Source organism: Chitinophaga ginsengisoli (assembly GCF_003014595.1).
Lineage (GTDB): Bacteria > Bacteroidota > Bacteroidia > Chitinophagales > Chitinophagaceae > Chitinophaga > Chitinophaga ginsengisoli.
Map to the genome: position 1 here is coordinate 205,359 of NZ_PYGK01000002.1, position 21,371 is coordinate 226,729.

A 21,371-nucleotide genomic window follows, 5' to 3' on the forward strand; every position below is an offset into this window, starting at 1 on the left:
CATAAACTTTAAATATCATGGCATTAGAATTCACAGATTCGAACTTCCAGACGGAAGTATTGAGCTCCGATAAATTGAGTGTGATTGATTTCTGGGCAGAGTGGTGTGGTCCTTGTCGCGCTATCGGTCCGGTTATCGAAGAGCTCTCTAAAGACTATGCGGGCAAGGTTAACGTAGGTAAAGTGAACGTAGATCAGAACCCACAGTTGTCAATCAACTACGGTATTACCAGCATTCCGGCTATCCTGTTCATTAAAGATGGTCAGGTAGTTGACAAACAGGTAGGTGCTGCACCGAGAGCAATTCTGGAAAAGAAAATTCAGGCTAACCTCTAATAGGTTAACACTATAAAAAGAAGCCGGCTCGTCTCAGACGGGCCGGCTTTGTTATTGGGGAAGGACATAACCCCATCTATATACACATGGTTTATGCTCCCAGATGCCGCTTACCTGATCAACATTACTGATCCTCTCTGCAAGTATATCTTCTTTTCCGATCCATAATACGCATATTCAATCATATATACATAAGCACCATTTGGCAGCAACTCATTTCCGAAAGTTCCATTCCAACCTTTATTAAAATCAGTTGAAGTAAAGATTAATTCTCCCCAGCGATTATACACAGACATTTTAAAAATAGCTACGCCTCCTCCTTTTACGCGAAATACATCATTCACGCCATCCTTGTTAGGCGTAAAGGCAGTCGGAACATACAGGAACCGCCGGGTATCCACGTAGACTGTTACGCGGTCTTCTTTTATACAGTTGAGCCCCGTGACGGTAGTTACTATATATGTGGTCCGCTGCATAGGCTGAACAACAGGCGACGCACAATCCACACAACTTAATCCTTCTACAGGCGTCCAGGCATAATCCGGCGCATTAATAGCGTGCAACTGTACGTAATCACCCAGCCTGATAGTCGTATCGCTGTTTGTTATAGTGACTGCTGGTATATCAATATCATTCACTTCCGCATTGCTGCTGGCCACACATCCGTTGGCGTCAGTCACCTTTACACCATAATTGCCTGCTGAAAGCCCTGTCAGATGTGTAGATGATGTCGGTACACCATTGACTTCGTAGTTATATGGAACAGCTCCTCCATTAGCGCTTATTGTCAACTCTCCATTTCCTCTGGTACAGATTTCATCGATTGGAGTAATGGCTAAATTGATAGCTGTGGGAGCCGTTAATGTTACCGTGGTGCTATCCTGGCAATAGCCGTTACGACCATAAACTTTGTAAGTGCCTGCATCCAGATTATTAAAGGTGGTGGCTGTCTGGTATGGCTGATTATCGATAGCAAATTCAAAAGGAGGCTGTCCTGATATCACCGTCATACTTATCGTCCCATCCGCAACTCCATCACAACTGGGCGACTGAATAGCCACGGAAAAATCGATCATGTTGGTCCGATCTATGCTGATAGTTGCCTGCCTCGTAATGGTACAACCCAGGTTATCTTTTATATCGATATTATATGTCCCCGCTAACAATTGGGTAAAATTGTTCTGTGTTCCTCTGTCTGTGCCATTCAGTACATATGTGAATGGAGCCGTACCTCCACTGGGATTCACCACAATACTACCTGTTGCATTCCGGCAATCGATCAACCTTATATCGAACGTCGCGTCCAATAAAGGACTGATATTAACGACAACATCGTCTGTAGCCGTACAACCGTTAGCGTCTGTTACTACCACACTGTAAGTACCACTGGTAGTTACAACAAGACTACTACCCGTGCTGTTATCAGACCATTGATAGGAACTGAACCCGGTGCCCGCATCCAGTAATACCGGCGTGCCATTACAGGTAGTCACATCCAATCCGAGGTCCACCACAGGAGGCGGCGCCGCAGTAATGGTTACCTGTTTGCTGATTGTACAACCCAGATTATCTTTTATATCGATGGTATATGTACCTGCGATAAGTTGGGTAAAACTGTTCTGCGATCCTTTACTGATCCCATTCAGCGCGTACGTGAATGGAGCCGTACCACCACTGGGATTTACCACAATGCTACCTGTGCTATTCCGGCAATCGATCATGGTGGTATTGAACGTGGCATCCAATACGGGACTTATATTCACGACAACATTATCCGTAGTCGTACAGCTGCCCCCATTTGTTACTATCACACTATAGGTACCGCTTGCATTTACCATAAGGGTACTGCCCGTACTGTTGTCAGACCACTTGTAGGAACTGAACCCGGTACCGGCATTCAGTAATACCGGCGCCCCGTTACAGGAGGTCACATCCGGTCCCAGATCTACCGTACGAGGCGCTACTACAACAATGTTTCTGCAGGTGGTTTGTTGACTGGGAAGGCCTTCGTCCATAATCATATTGACAGTATAAATACCTGGTTGATTATAGGCAAATGACGGTGGATTAATCAGCGTGGATGAGGGTACAGTACTATTGTTACAGGTACTGAATTTCAGTCTGGAAACAGAATTACTCGGGGCGCTGGCCACAAAAGTATACAGATCATCTTTGATCCTGAAAACGGTAGACAATGAATGCGGATAACTTAGATTTCCGACATTACCATAAGATGTAGCTGTAATGTTGCCTGTAATACTGCCGCCTTCAAACTCCAGCTTCAGGATGTCGTTACTCCCGCCATTAGCGACAAGACCGAAGACACCGCCACAATCATTTACGATATAGATATCACGGGGAGCATTCAGCAAGCCGCTGGGATTGCCCATATTTGTCGCCACCGGTGTATTCAGCAACGAATTACCAAAATCAAGGCGCGTAATAGTATTGTTGTTACCATTGGTGATAAATACATACCAGTTACCGTTATAATTCACGGTATAAATACCGGTCGGAAAATCCAGGTTACCCAGGTTGCCGAGGTTAGTTCCTGCAGGTGGGCTATTAAAGGAAGAACCAAAATCAAAACGTGTGACAGTGCTATTATCAGCATTGATCGTCAGACCGTGCCAGGTACCTCCATCCTGGAACATGTACAGATCCACCGGAAAGGCAAGCGTACCAATATTCCCCCAGTTCGTACAGGTGGGCGTGTTATTCAGGCTTGAACCGAAGTCCAGCTTCGCGATCCCCGGACTGCTAACCAGTCCACCACCAACAACAATAATATGCCAACCATCAGCATCCTGTATGATCTGTAAGCCCTCCGTCTGTGGTGGGAGATTCCCGCCAACGTTACCCAGGTTGGTAACAACCGGTGTATTTAGAAGACTATTCCCAAAGTACATACGTACAATGGACTGGCTGTTATTGGTAACGAAGACATAGTAGTCGTTCCCTTCCTGGGCCATATCCAAGAATGTTGGAATATTAAAAACGTTACCAGGATTCCCCAGATTAACACCCTGAGGGTCCTGGAATAGGTTACCTGCACAAAAGTTCCAATAGTAGGAACTTCCGCCGGTGGAAGTATTTGTCAGATTTACCTGTTCATTAACACAAACCGTGTCCGGGGCTGTAAAACTGGCCTGCTGGGCCAATACCGGTATACTCAACAATGAAATAATTAAAATATTAATACTGCCTGACAGTAAGAATGCTCTCATAGATAAATTGGATAAACCTATATAAAGGGTAGGGCTGACTACGTTTATAACAAATTTTCACAAAATGCGTTACTTATAGCATTGTCCCAAAAACAAGCGGCAATTTACGAAATGATTATAATATGAAAGAATCATAATTTAACCGAAGAATATCGCTTTTCGCAGATTCACTATCTGCCTTATAGCTATAAGGTTGTAACTTTTCCAGGAAAAATAGCGGGACAAACCGTATATTTTAACATTCAAACTAGAACATTGCGCAATTTTACCCTTATTATCCTTGCATGCCTCTATGTAATACCAGCCTTTGCCCAACGTAAATGTGGTACCGAGGAAGCTATGCAGCAACTTATTGCGTCCAACCCGGCATTCCAGAAGATCCGTGAAAGAAAAGAAGCACGCCTCCAGGAAATGACCCGCTCAATAAAACAATCAAGGGCGCAAATGAAAACCGTCTATCCTACTGTCACTATTCCCGTAGTAGTACATATTGTGCTGAAAAATCCCAGCCTGGTAACAGACGAACAGGTGCAATCTCAGATAGATGCGCTCAATCGCGATTATAGCGCCAGTGCGCCGGATATTCCCAGCATTCCTGATGCCTGGAAAGGACGCCTTGGCGACGCGCAAATACAATTCTGCCTGGCACAACGTACACCAGATGATAATCCCACTAATGGGATCGAGAGAGTAACCACCACCCGGACTTCTTTCAGTGTATCGAATTCCGCTTCGGCAGTAAAACATGTTTCCTCTGGCGGCGCTGACGCATGGAATAGCAGTAATTATCTCAATATATGGGTCTGTAACCTATCTGACAACTACCTGGGTATTGCCACCTTTCCCGAAGGATATGCTGCCCGTGAACAGGGCGTTGTGATCACTTACACCGGTTTCGGTACGACCGGCAGTGCTGTGGCGCCGTTCAATGTGGGCCGTACTACCGTTCATGAAGTAGGCCACTATTTCTCCCTCCGTCACATCTGGGGCGATGAATCCGGCTGTGCGGCAGACGATGGTATTGACGATACGCCTTTACAGGGCAACTATACCTACAACTGTCCGAAGTTCCCGGTTACAGACGCCTGCTCTGTAGATTCACCCGGCATCATGTTCAATAATTTCATGGATTATTCAGATGATGCATGTATGCTGCTCTTTACCTCCGATCAGGTGGACAGAATGCGCCTGTCGCTGAATGAAGACAGGGCTTCCCTCCTTTCTTCCAACGGCTGCGTACCGCTGAACCTCCTGGACAACGATGCGCAGATACTAAGTGTTACTTCACCTTTCGGACAGATCTGTGAAAACAGTATCGCCCCGTCTGTAATATTGAAAAACCAGGGTAAGAATACCCTTACTTCTGTGAAGATCAATTATCTGGTTGACGATGGCTCGCTGAAAACCTATAACTGGACCGGCAGCCTGACGGCACTGAAAACAACTACCGTACAGCTGGATTCCAATACTACAGAAGAGGGCGCACACATTCTGAAAGCTTATACCCTCTCTCCTAACGGTATTGCCGACGATGATCCGACTAATGATACCGGCTGGACCACCTTCCAATACTACCGGGATGCCAACTTTCCATATGTGGAAGGCTTTGAGGGTAACACCTTCCCTCCAACAGGCTGGGAAATAAAGAATTATGACAACAGTTATACCTGGGAGCTCACATCAGACGCAGCCAGTTCAGGCACGAAGTCTATCGTGATGCATAACCTGGCTTACAATACCAACGACGCTATTGACGACATCCTAAGCCCTACTTTCAATCCGGCAGGTCACGATTCTGTGTTCTTGTTCTTCGATGTAGCGGCAGCTGCATTCTCCAGCGTCAATAGTTCGAATGCTGTGTGGGACAGCCTGCAGATCTTTACCACTTCCGACTGCGGTAAGACGCTTGACAGTCTCTATAAAAAAGGCGGTGCGGGCTTCGTGACCCGCAAACAACCGGTGACTACCGAGTTTGTTCCCATGGCTTCTGAATGGCGCAGGGATTCTGTAAACCTGACCCCGATTATCAAAAAAGGTCAGTTCAGGGTGGTATTCAGGAATATCAGTAATGCGGAAAACAACATTTACCTCGATAATATCAATATCGTTACGAAGAATACCTTGCCATACCTGAAGGAAAAAGGTATCGTAGTAGGACCGGTGCCTGTAGTGAATCAATTGTTCATTACCTTCCTGGAAGCACCTAACAATCTGGATTACATTGCGATCTATAACACTTTAGGGCAGCTGGTCACCAAACAACCCGGCACAGCTATCAATAATAGCAACCGTTTTATCTTTGATTTGGTAAATGAGCCAAATGGTATTTATTTTGTAAAATTAATATACAGGAATAACGTCAAGACTATTAAGATAACTAAAGTGAATTAAGTGAGATGACGACCAGAAATGATCATCCTGCCGTAGAGACATTACTGCAAGATATAAGATTGGACAAAGGGTTGAAAACCATTGGAGAAAAGGTATTGTCCGCAGAAAGGCTGACGCCTGAAGAGGGACTGCTTTTATTTGAAAAAGGAGACCTGGCATACCTGGGCGCCCTGGCCAATGCGGTAAGAGTGCGTATGCATGGCGACAAGACTTACTTCAATCGTAATTTCCATATAGAGCCCACCAACGTTTGCGTTTTTACCTGCAAATTCTGCTCTTACTCGCGTTTATATAAAAACCGTGAAGAAGGTTGGGAATTAAGCATCGAACAGATGCTGGACATCGTCAAAAAGTATGATGGCCAACCAGTTACCGAAGTACATATCGTAGGCGGCGTGCATCCTAAAATGAACCTGGATTTCTTTGTGGAGCTGCTGCAAAAAATCAGGGCGCATAGACCTGACCTTCACCTCAAAGGTTTCACTGCCGTAGAGCTGGACTATATGTTCCGCAAAGCAAAAGTGTCCGTAGAAGAAGGTATGCGCATCCTGCATGATGCTGGTTTACAGTCCATGCCGGGCGGTGGTGCGGAAATATTCCATCCTGATATCCGTGCACAGATCTGCCATGATAAAGTAGATGCAGACGGCTGGTTACATATTCACAAAACGGCACACCTGCTGGGTATGCATACCAATGCGACCATGCTGTACGGCCACCTGGAACAGTTCTGGCACCGTGTTGATCATATGGAACGCCTGCGTAGTCTCCAGGACGAAACCAAAGGCTTCAATACCTTCATCCCACTGAAGTTCCGCAACAAGGATAATGAGATGGCGCATATACCGGAGACTTCTGTTGTGGAAGACCTGAGACTCTATGCCATTGCCCGCCTTTACATGGACAACTTCCCCCATCTGAAAGCCTATTGGCCGATGCTGGGTAGAAATACAGCACAACTGACACTTTCCTTCGGCGTAAATGACCTGGACGGTACCATTGATGATACCACCAAGATTTACTCCATGGCAGGTTCAGAAGAACAGACCCCATCCATGAACACCGCCCAGCTGGCCATGCTTATCAAACAGGCAGGCAGAAGACCGGTGGAAAGGGATACTGTTTATAATGAGATCAAAGATTATACTGATGTTGTATTCTCAGAGGAAGAATTGATGGCCCGTTAAAAACATGTTTATGTCAGCTACCCGATGGTGGTTATTCAATGCAGGACTATGTCTGTATGTTGGTCTGTATGTTGCCGGTTGTCATAACAACCGTAGCCAGGTCAGCAACCTGCAATCGTCTGAAACAACTACCACCATCAGTACCGCTGCCGATCCGGGGCCGCAGTTTAAAAAGGAAGGTGTTCTTTATTTTCTCAGCAAGGTAAACAATGATACGCTCCGCCAGATCGATATTGAACTGGCTACCAATGACCAGGAAAGAGCACAGGGCCTGATGGACCGCAAATCCATGACAGATACCCAGGGAATGTTGTTTATCTTTCCTCATGCAGAGGAACAATCCTTCTGGATGAAGAACACTTACATCTCTCTTGACATCATTTATATCGACGACAAAAATGAAATAGTATCCGTGCAGAAGTATACCACTCCCCTCTCCGAAGAGAGCCTGCCTTCCTTCAAAAAAGCGCAGTATGTGCTGGAAGTGAATGCAGGATTCTGCGATAAGTATCATATCGCATATGGCGATAAAATTGGTTATAAGGAAATCAGGTAAGATAATAGTATTACTATAAAAATAAAGACCGTCTCATTCATTATGAAACGGTCTTTATTTTTTGCTTGAATGTATTATTTCGATACCTTTATGCCAGACATAGCATTAAATGCTTGCAAATATCTGCATATAGGAAAATAAATTATCTTCTCCTTTTGCAGTCTGAAAATATACCAATACTTCTTTTTCTATTTATCCCCTGCCTGCCAACAATCGTAACAAGTCATAGTGTTCGTGTCATTAGGAAACTACTATTATTCACCTCTTAATCTTAACATGTGAAAACTATCCTGATTGTCGACGACGAGATCCATATCTGCACCTTGCTAACCACCATCCTTACTAAAGAAGGATATAAGGTAGACCATAGCGTTTCTGGCAGCATAGCCCTCAAAATGTTAAAAGAGAATAGCTATGATGTCATCTTCTGCGATTACCGTTTGAAAGATAAAGAAATTGATGGGAGTATCCTGTCGCTCAGGATCAGGGAAATGAGCCCGGCCACAAGCATCATAGTGATGACAGGTTATCCGGATGTACGGGTAGCGATTCAACTGATCAAACAGGGTATCCACGACTATGTTGTTAAACCATTAAATGCAGCACAGGCTATTCTGCTGGTGCAGAAGGCGCTGCTTCATCAGGCAGTGCTTGCAAAAGAGCAACTACCTCCAGTCAATCCACTGACAGTCAATCCTGTTTCTACATATGTATCCCGGAGAGGGCAGCTCAGCCAGTTTGTATATGGCATGGGCAATACCTCCAAGGAACTCCATACACAGATCAAACTGATCGCACCTACCGATTACAGCGTTATCATTCTGGGAGAAACCGGTACCGGCAAAGAATCTGTGGCGCATCTCATACATAGTCAGAGTAAGCGGAAGGATAAACCGCTGGTAGCGATCGACTGTGGTAGCCTGTCTCCCGAGCTGGCCAGCAGTGAGCTGTTCGGTCATGAAAAAGGAGCCTTTACTGGCGCTATACAGTCAAAAGTAGGCGCCTTCCAGGAAGCGCATGGCGGTACTTTATTCCTTGATGAAATAGGGAACCTTTCTTATGAAGTGCAAACCGCTTTATTACGCACGATACAGGAAAGAGTGATCCGTCCGGTAGGCAGCACAAAAGAAATACATGTAGACATCCGCATTATCGTAGCGTCTAACGAAGACCTGCAGCGCGCCGTTCTGCAAGGCAGATTCAGAGATGATCTCTATTACCGGCTGAATGAATTTACCATCAACGTACCACCTTTACGTGAACGCAAAGAAGATCTTCCACTGTTTGTAACTACGTTTAAACAGGTAGTTGAAGATGAGCTGGGACGGGAATGTGGTCCTTTATCCGATGACATACTGGCTGCCTTTTCCAATTATTCCTGGCCGGGTAATATCCGTGAACTTAAAAACGTGATGCGGCGTATCTGTCTCTTATCCAGTGATAAAGATCCCATCACCAGTGAGCACCTCCCGGAGGAATTACATCCTGCTCCCAGGGAACTGGCAGTGCCGGTAATTGCTGGTGAGGCCAACCTGAAGAATGTAACCCGGCAGGCGGAATATCAAAAGATACTGGACGTACTGCAGCAGGTCCGCTTTAATAAATCACAGGCGGCCAGGCTAATGAACATTGACCGTAAGACACTTTATAACAAACTGCATACTTTGAATATATTGCTGTAAGCGATGAACATTGAAGACACTTTTCTGCCGTCATTTCAACTCTTCCATAGTAAATGACTTCTGCCGCCCCTTATATTGTTTTCTGACGTCCTGGATATCTTTCTCCGTTACTTTGGATGCATGATTGCTCCAGGCGCCACGAATGAAACTAAGCACTTCAGCAATGTCCTTGTCTGAGAACTCATCATTGCTGCCTATTCCTGGCATATCACCGCTTATTTCAGGTGCTTTGTATTGTTTGCCGGCTACCGTCACAGGACCGGTTAATCCGAACAGTACAATGGATGCGAGGCGATGTTTATCTCCTGTAACAACCTCCGACTGATTCAGCGGTGGCGCTAAGGATTGTATACCGTCCCCGTCCGCCCCATGACAGGTTTGACAAACTGTTTTAAACAACACGGTGCCTCTTGGATAAGTCTTCTGCAGACTTTCATTCACGCTGGCTTTCTTACGGTTCTCAATATCTTTTAAAACGGTTTTCAGGTGTTTATGCAGCACCAGGGTACTGTCAGCGTTCCAGGCAGTAAGCTGTTGTAATAACGCTGTTTCCTTACCAGCCATCCGGCTGATGATAGCATCGGCTACATACGGATCATTCGCATATCTTTCCATCAGCTGCGTTTGCAGCATATCCACTTCTTTTTGTAACTGTGGCGGAAAAGCTGGCAACAGTAAAGCCACATATGGCGCCAGGAAAACATTCTTCTCCATTGCCGCCAGTTCCTTCAGTACTTCTGCACCATTAGCTGGGGTGAGCACGGCAGGTAAAGCGGCCAATCCCTGCACCTGCGCATAAGGATTTGACTGATGAAGCAACACCATCACATCCGCCAGTTGTAATGCACCCAGGCCTTCCAGCGTCCATAATGCATGTATCTGTCCATTCAGGCTGTCTTTCCGCTGCAGGCGTTCTTTCAATGCCGGCGCCAGTGATGTATAGTGATGATCGATGATCATTTGTTGTGCCTTATCCCTTACCCAGCCATTCGGATGATCGAGTAAGGCCAGTAATTTATTTGGCTCATTCTCTATCAATACCGGCACCGGCTTTTGACCAGCAGGCACTACACGATAGATGCGCCCGCAGTTCAGCGGATTGGTCAATTGACGGCTTCTGATCTCACTTTTAAGATAAGGCGTCAGGTAGGTTTTATGCTGGATGATGCCCCGATACATATCAACGATATACATGGCGCCATCTGGACCATCATACAGGCTGACCGGCCTGAAACGTTCATCAGTGCTGGCAAGGAATTCATGGCCGGCATAAGCCTGCTTTCCTTTTACAATATAACCGCTGTCTTTTACCAGGTTCCTTTTAATCAGGTTGCCGGAAGGTTCTGCTACGAAAATGTTGTTATCATATGGCTTGCCCAGCAACCCACCTCTGTATACCAGCGGCCCACACGCTGCCGTCATATTCCGCAAGCGGAGGCTATCGTCCAGCACGTTTTTCATGTATCCCCTGTTCACACCAGTAGTCGCCCGGGAAGGATATACCCGCGTATCAGGAACGATCTTCTCATCGTAACCGGATACATTTTTCTGTTGCTGATTGTGAGCGCCCAGTCCCGCGGGGAAGTAATCTCCCAGCACATTTTCGGAGTTGTTATTATAAAAGAGGCGGCCGTAGTTATCTTGCGTAATACCCCACTGACCGCGGAAATGGGTTTCTTCTTTCAGCCATTTTCCGCCTACCTTACGGTAGCGCTTATCTGATTTGGCGTTGTAGATCCAGTTATCCATGGCTCTGAGCAATCCGTTGGGCTGGTGCTCCACATTACCGCCTTCAGTATATTTATCGTCTACCAGCGTACGTTTGCCGGGCTTGTCATTATTGATCTCCACAAACCACAGTTTAGGTGGTTCTGCAATCAGGATGCCGTTCTCCACAAGACTGATGGCTCTTGGCAGTACCAGCGAGTCCAGGAATACTTCCCGTTTATCTGCTACCCCGTCATGGTCGGTATCTTCGAGGATCACGATCTTTCCGTTAGGGACGTCTTCTCCTGTACCAACGGTATCAGGCATATACCCAGTCATCTCTACTACCCACATACGTCCTTTTTCATCAAAAGTCATGGCAACCGGTACCGTTACTAAAGGCTCCGCGGCCACGAGCTGCACTTCCAGGCCTTTCTCCACTTCCATATGTGAAATAGCTGTCTTTGCATCCAGCACAGGAGAAACAGCGTATTTCTCCCGGATAGCCAGTGAGTCTGATGCCTTTGATGATTTCGTGTTGTCGCCATTGTTACATGCCGCCAGCAGAAAGCCGATCCCTAAAAGATAAAACCTGTAACGCATTCTTATAAATCGATTGTTAGACCCAAAATATAAATTAAATTAGGAATTTGGAATTATCTTCGTTATTTATACCATTTTAACGCGCTTATGGGACGTTTCCAAGGAATCTTCGGGATTATCCTTATCCTGGGACTGGCATACCTGGTTTCCAACAATAGAAAAAAGATCAACATCCGCCTGGTAGTCAGCGGAATGGGCCTGCAGATATTAATCGCATTACTCATTTTCAAGGTAGGGTTTGTTTTCCGGTTCTTCCAGGGTATTGGTAAGGCGATGGGCAAACTGGAGGATTTTGCCCGTCAGGGTGCAGCATTTGTGTACGGTGGTATTGCAGTGGAAAAGACACCGGGCACCATAGGTAATTATCTCACCGGTGGATTTGTATTTGCATTTAATATCACGGCAGCGATCATACTCGTGTGTTCACTCGTAGCCATCCTGTATCACTTTGGCATTATGCAGCGCATTGTAGCGGTGATAGCCAGGGCGATGAATTTCATTATGCGCGTGAGCGGTGCAGAAGCATTGAGTAACGTAGCCAGTGCCTTTGTTGGTCAGATCGAGGCGCAGGTAATGATCCGTCCCTATCTACCCTATATGACGAAAAGTGAACTGCTGGCGTCTATGAGCGGAAGCCTTGCCTGTATTGCCGGGGGTATCCTGGTGGTATATTCCAATATGGGTAAAGCAGCCGGTATGGACATCGCTCCCATGCTGATCACGGCCAGCCTGATGGCAGCGCCGGGCGCGCTGGTAATCTCCAAGATCGTTTTTCCGGAAACAGAAGAATCTCAGACCATGGGAAAGGTAAAACTGGAAGTAAAAAGCCAGTATGTAAATGTGATAGATGCCATCACCCATGGTGCGGGCGACGGCTTTAAAATAGCCATGAACGTGATCGCTATGATCATCGGATTTGTGGCCCTGATAGCGTTCCTTGACTGGGGATTACTAAAGATCGGACAGCTGTTGCACCTTGACTTTGCACTGAGCTTAAACTGGATCTTCGGAAAGCTCTTCTACCCTGTTGCCTGGGCAATGGGCGTACCTGAGCAGGATGTCAACAGCGTGGCTACCCTGCTGGGACAAAAGCTCAGTATCAACGAATTTATCGCCTTCAAGAACCTCACCGATAAGACAGTACCTGTGTTAACGGAAAAGGGATTACTGATCGTGAGTATCGCGATCTGTGGCTTTGCTAACTTCAGTAGTGTGGGTATGCAGATAGGTGGTATCGGTGTGCTTGCGCCGGAAAGACGTAGTGATCTGGCCAGCCTGGGATTAAAAGCACTTTTCTGCGGAACGCTGGCATCTTATTTATCAGCTACCATTGCGGGGATACTGATTTAAGTAAGTACAAACTAATACTAACAAAATCCGCCTTATCATCCTCCCATGCCGGGTATGATGATAAGGCGGAGCTCTTTTATAGTATCAATCAGAAACCTAATCTCTTTATCAGATCGGCCAGTACGGCGTCCCAGCTTTCCAGTTGTCCTTCTTCAGTCCTTGCCTCTTTCATTTCAGATGCAGTCCTGATCTTTTCAACAACACTAGCAGCCAGTTTACGCAGAGCGGGTGTAGCCAGCAGTTGCAGTGAATCCAGGTTATCCAGCGGATCTTCCGGGAAATCTTCGCTTGCTTTACCGCTCAATGCAGCCACTACTTCTGCAGCTGCCAAGGCGTCTTCGCATTCGGATGTATCCAGTACGCCATCCTTGTTAAGTGTGAACTGCAATGTGTCGGCAACCATGCCGCCATCTTTGTTGTCCATCATTTCAAATACCCAGTCTTGCGAGCCATCATTTTCGAAGTTTCTGGTACCCCATGTGCCCATGATATGTAGTTTTTTTGGTTTGCTTTATTGACGATTAACTTAGTTCAGACTCCTGAAATCCACCGGTACCAGTTTACTCACACCCGGCTCCTGCATGGTAACCCCGTAGATCACATCCACAGCAGCCATTGTCTGCTTGTTATGCGTAACAATAATGAACTGCGAATTGTCTGAGAACTTACGGATCATATTGGTGAATTTACCTACGTTGGCGTCATCCAGCGGCGCATCTACCTCATCGAGGATACAGAATGGCGCTGGTTTGATAAGGTAAATGGCAAACAGCAATGCTGTTGCTGTCAGTGTCTTTTCTCCACCACTCAGCTGTGTAATAGCTGCCGGACGCTTACCCTTTGGTTTGGCAATAATCTCAATACCTGTATCTGCCAGGTTTTCAGGATCGTTCAGTATCATATCACACTGATCTTCTTCAGTGAACAATGCCTTAAATACACGTACGAAGTTTTCCTTCACCTGGTTGAAGGTATCCAGGAATTTTTGGTTAGCCGTTGCTTCCACTTCCTGTATCGTTGCCATCAGCGATTCCTTGGCGGTCACCAGGTCATTCTTCTGCTCCAGGATAAACTCATAACGTTTCCTCATTTCCTGGTAGGCCTCGATAGCAGTAGGGTTGATCTCCCCCATATTTTCAAGGCGCTTCTTCAGTCGCTCGGCACTTCCCTGCAATTCATCCACTGGCAATGTGGAACTACGCTGTTCGTCAATGATCTCGTCCAGGTTCACCTTGAACTCTACGCTCAGCCTTTCTTTCATAGAGGCCAGCTGTAATTTCAGTTCGTTCACCTTATCCTTGATCACCGTCAGCGCCTGTTCCAGCTGTTCCCTGGCACGCTGGCGTGCACGCAGGCTGCTTTCTTTTTCCTGCAGCCCATTACGGAAGTTGTAATATTCCTGGTCCTTTTCGTTCAGCTCTTTCTCTTCTTCTTCTTTACGGCGGAACAGGTCTACTAATCCGTCTTCTGCTGCTCCCAGCTTGTCTTCCGCAGCAGCGATATTAGCCACTGCATCTTCCAGCTGTGTTTTATTGCTGGTGATCTGCACATGCAGATCTGATAATTGCTTGCGTTTGAATTCCAGTTCCTGTTTCAGGGCCTGCACCTTACTCTGCTGGCGTGTATGCTGCAGGTTCTGGTTGTTGAACTGTACATTGGCCTGGTTGAACTGTTGCTCTGCCTCTGTAGCTGCTCTTTCTGCCGCTACAATGTTATCATGCAATGCATGCACCTTATCATTCAGGTCTTCCAGTTCTTCCTTCACCCCGGAAATGCTTTCCTGGTTAGCTGCCAGGGAATCCTGCATTTCCAGCAGGCGCTTGTCACTTGATTCTACCAGGTGACGGAAGTTCTCAATACGGTTCTGCAATCCAAACACCTGGTTATTCAACTGGTTGATCTTCTCGCGGGCAGCATTGATATTATTCTCATTCAACTGGCTGTTGAATCCTAATACCTGGTTGTGTTTATCCTGGATCTGCTGACGCAGGTTAGCCACAACTTCCTCCAGCGCCTTGATCTCTTCATCCAGCTTTTCCAGGTTCTTGGCTCGTCCCAGTTTCTTTCCTTCGAACAGTCCTACGGAACCACCACTGAAACTATACCTGCCCCGGTTCATTCTGCCGCTCTTCTCTATCACCAGGATATCCTGGTCTGCCAGCTGACTGAATTCCAGGTTGCTGATATCGTCGGTGATAAATACTTTGCCCAGCAGATAGTTACCCAGTCCTTTGTAACGCTCATCCAGCTCTACCACCTGCAGGGCGGGAATTGCGCCTGGAGGGGTGAACAGGCTTCCACCCTGTTGGTGGAACTGGTCCAATATAAAAAAGTTTGCTTTACCTTTCTTGTTATCATCCAGTAAACGGATGGCCTGCACTGCCTCTGCTGCATTATTTACAACATAGTAGTTAAGATAAGGTTCAAGCAGATTCTCTACACAGGTGCGGTATTCTTCCTTACAGAAGAAAATATCACTCAGGATAGGCGCACTATTATTCCACGCTGTATTCTTTTTGAGGAACTTGATACTTTCAGGATAACCTTCCAGGCTGTCTACGAGGGATTTCAACAGGTCATACTCATTCTTCTTCTGGTCCAGCGCACGGTTCTCATCTACCAGCTTATCGCGCAGACCTTCTATTTCGCCCTGGGTGGCCAGGATCTTTCCTTTGGTCTCTTCCTGGAAAGCGATCATATCTTCCAGGTCTGCCTTCTGGTCCTGCAGCGTTTCCTGCAGACCGACTTTCTCTTCTTCCAGTTGTGTGATCTGCAGCTGACGACCGGCTTTTTCATCCTGTAACTGCTGTATGCTGCGTTGCAGGTTCTGTACGGAAGTATCGGCTACCGCCACTTTCTTTTCCGCTTCGAACTGCTGCCGTTGCCATTGTTGCTGATCGCGGCGCAGGGTTTCGAGCGACAGTTTTTTCTGGTTGAAAGCTTCCTTCTTCTCATCCATCATCTCCTGCAATCCTTCCAGCTGGTCCTGTAAGCTCTCAAATGCTTCCTGTTCTTCTTCCACCTGTGTCTCGGTAAAAGCGATGGAATCTGTCAGGCCCTGCAACTGTCCCTCAGCATTACTGAGGAACTGGCTGATATTGCGTTCCCGCTCTTTCAGGTAAGTGAGCTGCTGGCTGGCCAGGTTCTTATCGTTCTCTTTGGTACGGATGGTAGATACCAGTTCATTGAAAGATTTCTGCAGTACCTGTAGCTCTCTTTCCTTGGCTACGAAATGCAGTTTATCTTCTTCCACACTGGCCTCTGCGGAGGAGATCTCCGTTTCCAGGGCCATTTTCTTATCACTTTCCGCCTGTTGTTCATCTGTCAGCTCTTTAAAAGTGACATTAAATCCTTCCAGGGCAGCTTTCGCCAGCTCTATACTGATCTCGCGATATTCTTTTTTAATCTCGTAAAAGCGCTCGGCCTTACGCGCCTGGGCTTCAACGGTCTTTAAGTTGTTATTGATCTCAAACAGCAGGTCCTCAATACGGTTCAGGTCACCTTCCGTAGCATCCAGCTTGGATTTGGCTTCCTTTTTACGCGTTTTATAGATGGAGATACCGGCAGCCTGTTCCAGCATACGGCGGCGGCTGTTCTCTTTATCTTTGATGATATCGTCCACCATACCCAGCTCAATGATGGCATAGGAGTCAGTACTCACACCAGTATCCATAAACAGGTTATGGATATCTTTCAGTCGGCAGGCCACATCGTTCAGACGGTATTCGCTATCGCCGTTCTTATAAAACTTGCGGGTAATGGTAACGGTAGTGAATTCGGTTGGCAATACATTGCGGGTGTTCTCGAACGTGAGGCTCACTTCGGCCATACCGCTGGCAGAGCGTGTTTTGGAGCCATTGAACACCAGCCCTGACTGATTTTCCGAACGCAGGTTACTGATCTTATGCTCCCCGATCACCCAGCGGATAGAGTCAATGATATTACTTTTGCCACATCCGTTGGGGCCAATGACCCCGGTTACCCCCTCATCGAAGTGTAATACGGTTTTGTCAGCAAAACTTTTGAAGCCTTTGATTTCTAATGTCTTTAAACGCACAATTGCTTTGCTTTGTTTTTTTAAGCCGTCAAAGATAACTATGATTTCTCTGATTTATGACCAGGATTTACCTAATCATACTATAATAATGCATTTTTACCAGACTATTTATCTCCTTTTTCTGATAATCAGTATCTTAATCCGACCCTCTTACCTTTAATTTTCCAAAGAAAACAGTAATTTATCAGACAACCATGTCCCGGTTAGAATTTAATTATACACAGTTGTGTATAAATTGCATTGAAATAGTTGATCAGTGGCTGCTGCAGCATTATATTTAACCGACGTACCGTGAACAGAAGACTGCCGTGCGCATAGACTAGCATTCTTTTTGCTTATCAGCGATTTAAATAACTTTGTATATATTAAATTTTTCAGATGCGGCATTGGGTCCAGGAAGTCAGGAATTTCATTTACAGTTATCATTTCAGCACCGGATTACGTACTACCATTAGTGTGGTAGTGCCCTCCGTGGTGTTTTCCCTGATGGGCGACCTGCCCATGGGCATTGAGATCTCCCTTGGCGCACTGGCTACTGCGCTGTCAGACGTTCCCGGTACTGCGCTTCATAAACGGAATGGTATCCTGACCGCCATTGCTTTCATCTTCTTCACGGCCGTCGGCACCAGCCTGATTGCGCCTTATCCTCTGCTGATGACAGGCTGGATCCTGGCCTGCTGTTTTGCCAACGGCATGCTGCTGGTATACGGCAACCGCGGAGGTAATATCGGTATTGCCTGTTTACTCGTTATGGTGTCCATATTGGGAGAACCGGCTGTCGCCCCCGCTCAGGCAATGGTCCATTGCGTGCTTATTTTAGCGGGGAGCGTCTGGTATGGGTTCCTCGCCCTGCTACTCTGGCAGATCCGCCCTTACCTGAACGTACAACAGATGCTGTCGGAATGTATCATGGAGACAGCCCGCTACCTGGAAGAAAGGGCAGCATTCTACGATAAAGGAGCAGATAAAAACCTGGATGAGATCTATAAATCAGTACTGGCCCAACAGGTGGTGGTGAGCGAAAAACAGGAGGCAGTCCGTGAACTGCTGCTCAAACGCCGGTCTTCACAACAGGGTTCTACCAGTATCAATAAAAGCATGGTGCTCATTTTCCTGGATATTGTAGACCTCCAGGAACAGATCATGGCTTCCCAGACCAATTATGAGGCCCTGCATAAAGATTTTGGAGAAATGGATATCCTGGAGAAATTCCATGCCCTGATCCTGCAATTTGTATCTGAATTACATCTGATCGGGACGGCCGTCGCAGCCGGACAACGTTCCCTGCCCAAGGCTAACCTCCGGTATGAAATAGAGAAAGTACAGCATGCCATTGCGGAAATCCGCAGAACTATGCCTACGTTCCAGGAACGTACCCGGCTCATTGCCCTGACCAATATCCTGCATAATATCCAGGATATGACACAGCGTATTTACAACCTGCACCGGCTCACCCGGCTGGAAAGGGTAAAAGATGAGATCATTGATCCACGTATACAGCTGTCCAGTTTCACTACCCGCAACCGCTATGACCTGGAAACCCTGATGAACAACCTGACCTTCCAGTCGCACATTTTCCGGCATGCCCTGCGTGTGAGTATTGCCGCTGTAACCGGTTACCTGCTGGGACAGGTGTTCCACCTGGATAGGGTGTATTGGGTATTACTGACTATCGTCGTCATCCTGAAGCCCGGCTTTGGCATCAGTAAAACCCGGAGCTTTCAGCGTATTATCGGCACCATTACCGGGGCCTTATTCGCTGCAGGCGTATTGTTCCTGACAGACAACGCTACGCTGATCTTTATACTGATGTTGATCTGTATCCTGGGCGCCTATAGTTTTATGACGCAGCAGTATACACTCAGTGTATTCTTCACCACTCCCTTTGTTATTTTCCTCTTGCACTTCCTGCATCCTGCCCACCTGCAGAACGCAGAACTGCGCGTACTCGACACTTTTATAGGTGTTAGTATCGCTTTCCTGGCCAGCTTCCTGTTGTGGCCCAGCTGGGAGCATCATCACCTGCCAAATTATATGACAAAGATGGCGCAGGACAATGCCCGTTATTTTGACCAGGTAATGCGCCTGTATACAGGGAAGGAATTTGTAATGAATGATTATAAACTGGCAAGAAAGGATACCAATGTAAGTGCGGCCAACCTGATGTCGGCCTTTCAGCGGATGTTGTCTGAGCCTAAAAGCAAACAGATACACGGCTCGGAGGTCTATCATTTCGTGGTACTGAGCCACTCCATTATGTCGCATATTGCGGCACTGGCGAACTATGGCCTGCTACATGGCGTGCATTTTCCCAAACCGGAATATAAACTGATCAATCAGTACATGTGCCAGCATTTTGACTGTATCAGCAAACTGCTGGAAGATCCTGCCTATAAACACGCGCCCCTGCCTGCCAATATTGAAGCTTTTGAGACATTGGAAGTGGAACTGGAAAACCTTTACCAGCGGAGGCAGGAAGAGATCAACCAGGGCAAAGGAAAAACTCCGGTGCGTGAGGAAATGCTGGAAACGAAGATGGTTCGCGACCAGCTGCACGCTATGTTCTCCTTGCTAAAAGATATGAAGAAGACGATCGATAAGACTATTGCTGATAAATAATCCCGAACTGATCGCTCAGCGGATCAATATGTTCGAGCACTACATCAAAGAATGCCGGTCCCTGATGCACATACCAGGGCATAAAGTTCTCCTTTCTTTCCTGTAAAGAATTTGCAGGGAACAATCTTGCCTTGAGGTTGCGGATCTGTTCCGTTTGCCAGCCGAATTTCTTCTTTTCAGCCCGCAGGAACTTGTGCTCCAGCTTTCCAATAGATTTTACGGCCCGGGTACGCTCTGAGGCTACAGATGCTTCCAGCGTTACGTCAATTTCCCTGGCTTTCATTACCAGATCATCAAACAGTTTCTCTACGGCCGCATACTCATCTTTTAATACCAGTGATGCATTGGTGTGTTCCTGCACAAAGCGGTTTACCAGCTCCTCAGTATCTTCAAAAAGATCAGTGATGCGCAGTCCGAGCTTCCGCAGGCGTTCCTGTGAAAAACCATCTGTAAGCAGGAAGGAATTACGCAATATCAACGCAGGGTATGGCACCCTGTAATAGGCAAATAACTCCTGCAGTTCCAGCCAGTAGGCAATTTCCCCGCCACCACCAATGAACGCGATATTCGGCAGGATGGTTTCCTGCAGCATACCACGCAAAATCACATTGGGACTGAATCGTTCAGGATGTTCCTCCAGCTCTTTCTCCAGACTGGCGGCCGTAAATTCCACCGGCAGGTGTAATACCTTCCAGACGTCTCCCACCTGTACAATCCTTTCACGGGATGTTTCCGTCAGGTAAAACAGGTTGATCTCTCTTGGATTGGCCTGTACTTTATGATGTTGGGAAAGTGCTTCAATTGTTTCGTTGACGATCCGGTAGGAATGCTGGTTAAACAGCTCGTCCCGCATCACAGGTACAAACAGTTTTTTCAGCTTCGGATTATCCGGTACCAGTACCACCAGTCCATAACGACCGAACAGTTCATTGACCAGGTAAAGCGTGGCATCCTGGATATTTGCATGTCCCAGGTAGGCCTTCTTTAACAGCTCAATCAGTTCTTCGGAATATGTCCCATAGCCTACTGCAGCTTTCACCTTTTCGATCAGCTCTTCAAAACCTTCCGGTTGCATACGTCCCACGGCTCCTTGCTGTTCCGTTGGCCAGGTGATGGTTTTACCGTCGATGTATACGTGTCCCAGTTCATCCAGGTCAGCATCTTCACTGCCCATGTAGTAAACAGGCACGAAATTATACTGCGGATATTGCTGCCTGAGCTTGTCAGCTAACTTAATGGTTTGCAATATTTTGTAAACGAAGTATAAATAACCGGTGAAGATGTTCGGCTGGTGTGCGGTGGTGATGGTGAAGGTCTGCTGATCCAGCAGGCTGTTAATATTGTTGCGGACACTCTCAGTGATGTCCAGCCCTTCGTACTGTTCCTGCAGGGCAGCTACCAGCACATCCCGCTGTTGTGGGAAGAGCTTTTTGTCTTGTATAACTGCCTCAAAATCAGGTTGTACTGGAGAGTATTTATAAAAAGGTCGGAGATTAGGATGCTCGGCCAGAAAATCTATTACCAATTGATTGAAATACCCGGTTTTACCATACGGGATATGACTTACAGGTTGCTCCATACGCTAAGCGCTGATTCTTTTGATGCACGAAGGTAGGGAATGAATTACGAATCATCAATTACGAATTACAAATGGTTA

Annotated in this window: 12 protein-coding genes; 7 read left to right on the forward strand and 5 right to left on the reverse strand. The window is 46.7% G+C overall.

Annotation, left to right across the window (positions count from 1 at the left end; translation table 11 throughout):
• The first annotated feature begins 17 nt into the window (after positions 1-17).
• Positions 18-335, forward strand: a complete 318-nt coding sequence (gene trxA / locus CLV42_RS05355) for a thioredoxin (protein WP_106600869.1) — start codon at positions 18-20, stop codon at positions 333-335.
• A gap of 110 nt (positions 336-445) precedes the next feature.
• Here the strand turns inward: trxA and CLV42_RS05360 are convergent, their stop codons facing one another.
• Positions 446-3,562 (reverse strand): T9SS type B sorting domain-containing protein, encoded by a 3,117-nt coding sequence (locus CLV42_RS05360; protein WP_106600870.1) that lies wholly within the window; start codon positions 3,560-3,562, stop codon positions 446-448.
• A 255-nt stretch (positions 3,563-3,817) separates the two neighbouring features.
• On the opposite strand from CLV42_RS05360, the gene CLV42_RS05365 reads away from it, so the two are divergent.
• The 4 genes from CLV42_RS05365 (at position 3,818) to CLV42_RS05380 (ending at position 9,378) form a co-directional block, all read left to right on the forward strand.
• Entirely contained in the window at positions 3,818-5,953 is a 2,136-nt protein-coding gene (locus CLV42_RS05365) for a M43 family zinc metalloprotease (protein WP_106600871.1), read from the forward strand.
• 5 nt (positions 5,954-5,958) lie between these two features.
• Entirely contained in the window at positions 5,959-7,140 is a 1,182-nt protein-coding gene (gene mqnE / locus CLV42_RS05370; RefSeq protein ID WP_106600872.1) for an aminofutalosine synthase MqnE, read from the forward strand.
• 10 nt (positions 7,141-7,150) lie between these two features.
• A complete protein-coding gene (locus tag CLV42_RS05375; protein ID WP_106600873.1) occupies positions 7,151-7,696 on the forward strand; it encodes a DUF192 domain-containing protein in 546 nt (181 codons plus the stop codon).
• A gap of 278 nt (positions 7,697-7,974) precedes the next feature.
• Positions 7,975-9,378, forward strand: coding sequence for a sigma-54-dependent transcriptional regulator (locus CLV42_RS05380; RefSeq protein WP_106600874.1), 1,404 nt, complete (start codon positions 7,975-7,977; stop codon positions 9,376-9,378).
• A gap of 30 nt (positions 9,379-9,408) precedes the next feature.
• Here CLV42_RS05380 and CLV42_RS05385 read toward each other — a convergent pair whose 3' ends face one another.
• On the reverse strand, positions 9,409-11,688 hold the full coding sequence (locus CLV42_RS05385; RefSeq protein ID WP_106600875.1) for a DUF7133 domain-containing protein: 2,280 nt from the start codon (positions 11,686-11,688) through the stop codon (positions 9,409-9,411).
• An 87-nt stretch (positions 11,689-11,775) separates the two neighbouring features.
• Between CLV42_RS05385 and CLV42_RS05390 the strand changes: the two genes are divergently transcribed.
• Positions 11,776-13,038 carry a NupC/NupG family nucleoside CNT transporter gene (locus tag CLV42_RS05390; RefSeq protein ID WP_106600876.1) on the forward strand — a complete coding sequence of 421 codons (1,263 nt, stop codon included), beginning with the start codon at positions 11,776-11,778 and terminating at the stop codon, positions 13,036-13,038.
• Positions 13,039-13,126: 88 nt separating this feature from the next.
• Here CLV42_RS05390 and CLV42_RS05395 read toward each other — a convergent pair whose 3' ends face one another.
• Both CLV42_RS05395 and smc read right to left on the reverse strand, forming a co-directional pair.
• On the reverse strand, positions 13,127-13,525 hold the full coding sequence (locus tag CLV42_RS05395) for a DUF4259 domain-containing protein (protein ID WP_106600877.1): 399 nt from the start codon (positions 13,523-13,525) through the stop codon (positions 13,127-13,129).
• Positions 13,526-13,564: 39 nt separating this feature from the next.
• Entirely contained in the window at positions 13,565-17,095 is a 3,531-nt protein-coding gene (gene smc / locus CLV42_RS05400; RefSeq protein ID WP_106600878.1) for a chromosome segregation protein SMC, read from the reverse strand.
• A 378-nt stretch (positions 17,096-17,473) separates the two neighbouring features.
• On the opposite strand from smc, the gene CLV42_RS05405 reads away from it, so the two are divergent.
• A complete protein-coding gene (locus tag CLV42_RS05405) occupies positions 17,474-19,714 on the forward strand; it encodes an FUSC family protein (RefSeq protein ID WP_106600879.1) in 2,241 nt (746 codons plus the stop codon).
• Here the strand turns inward: CLV42_RS05405 and bshC are convergent.
• On the reverse strand, positions 19,698-21,293 hold the full coding sequence (gene bshC / locus CLV42_RS05410) for a bacillithiol biosynthesis cysteine-adding enzyme BshC (RefSeq protein ID WP_106600880.1): 1,596 nt from the start codon (positions 21,291-21,293) through the stop codon (positions 19,698-19,700). The genes CLV42_RS05405 and bshC overlap by 17 nt on opposite strands.
• Positions 21,294-21,371: the final 78 nt, after the last annotated feature.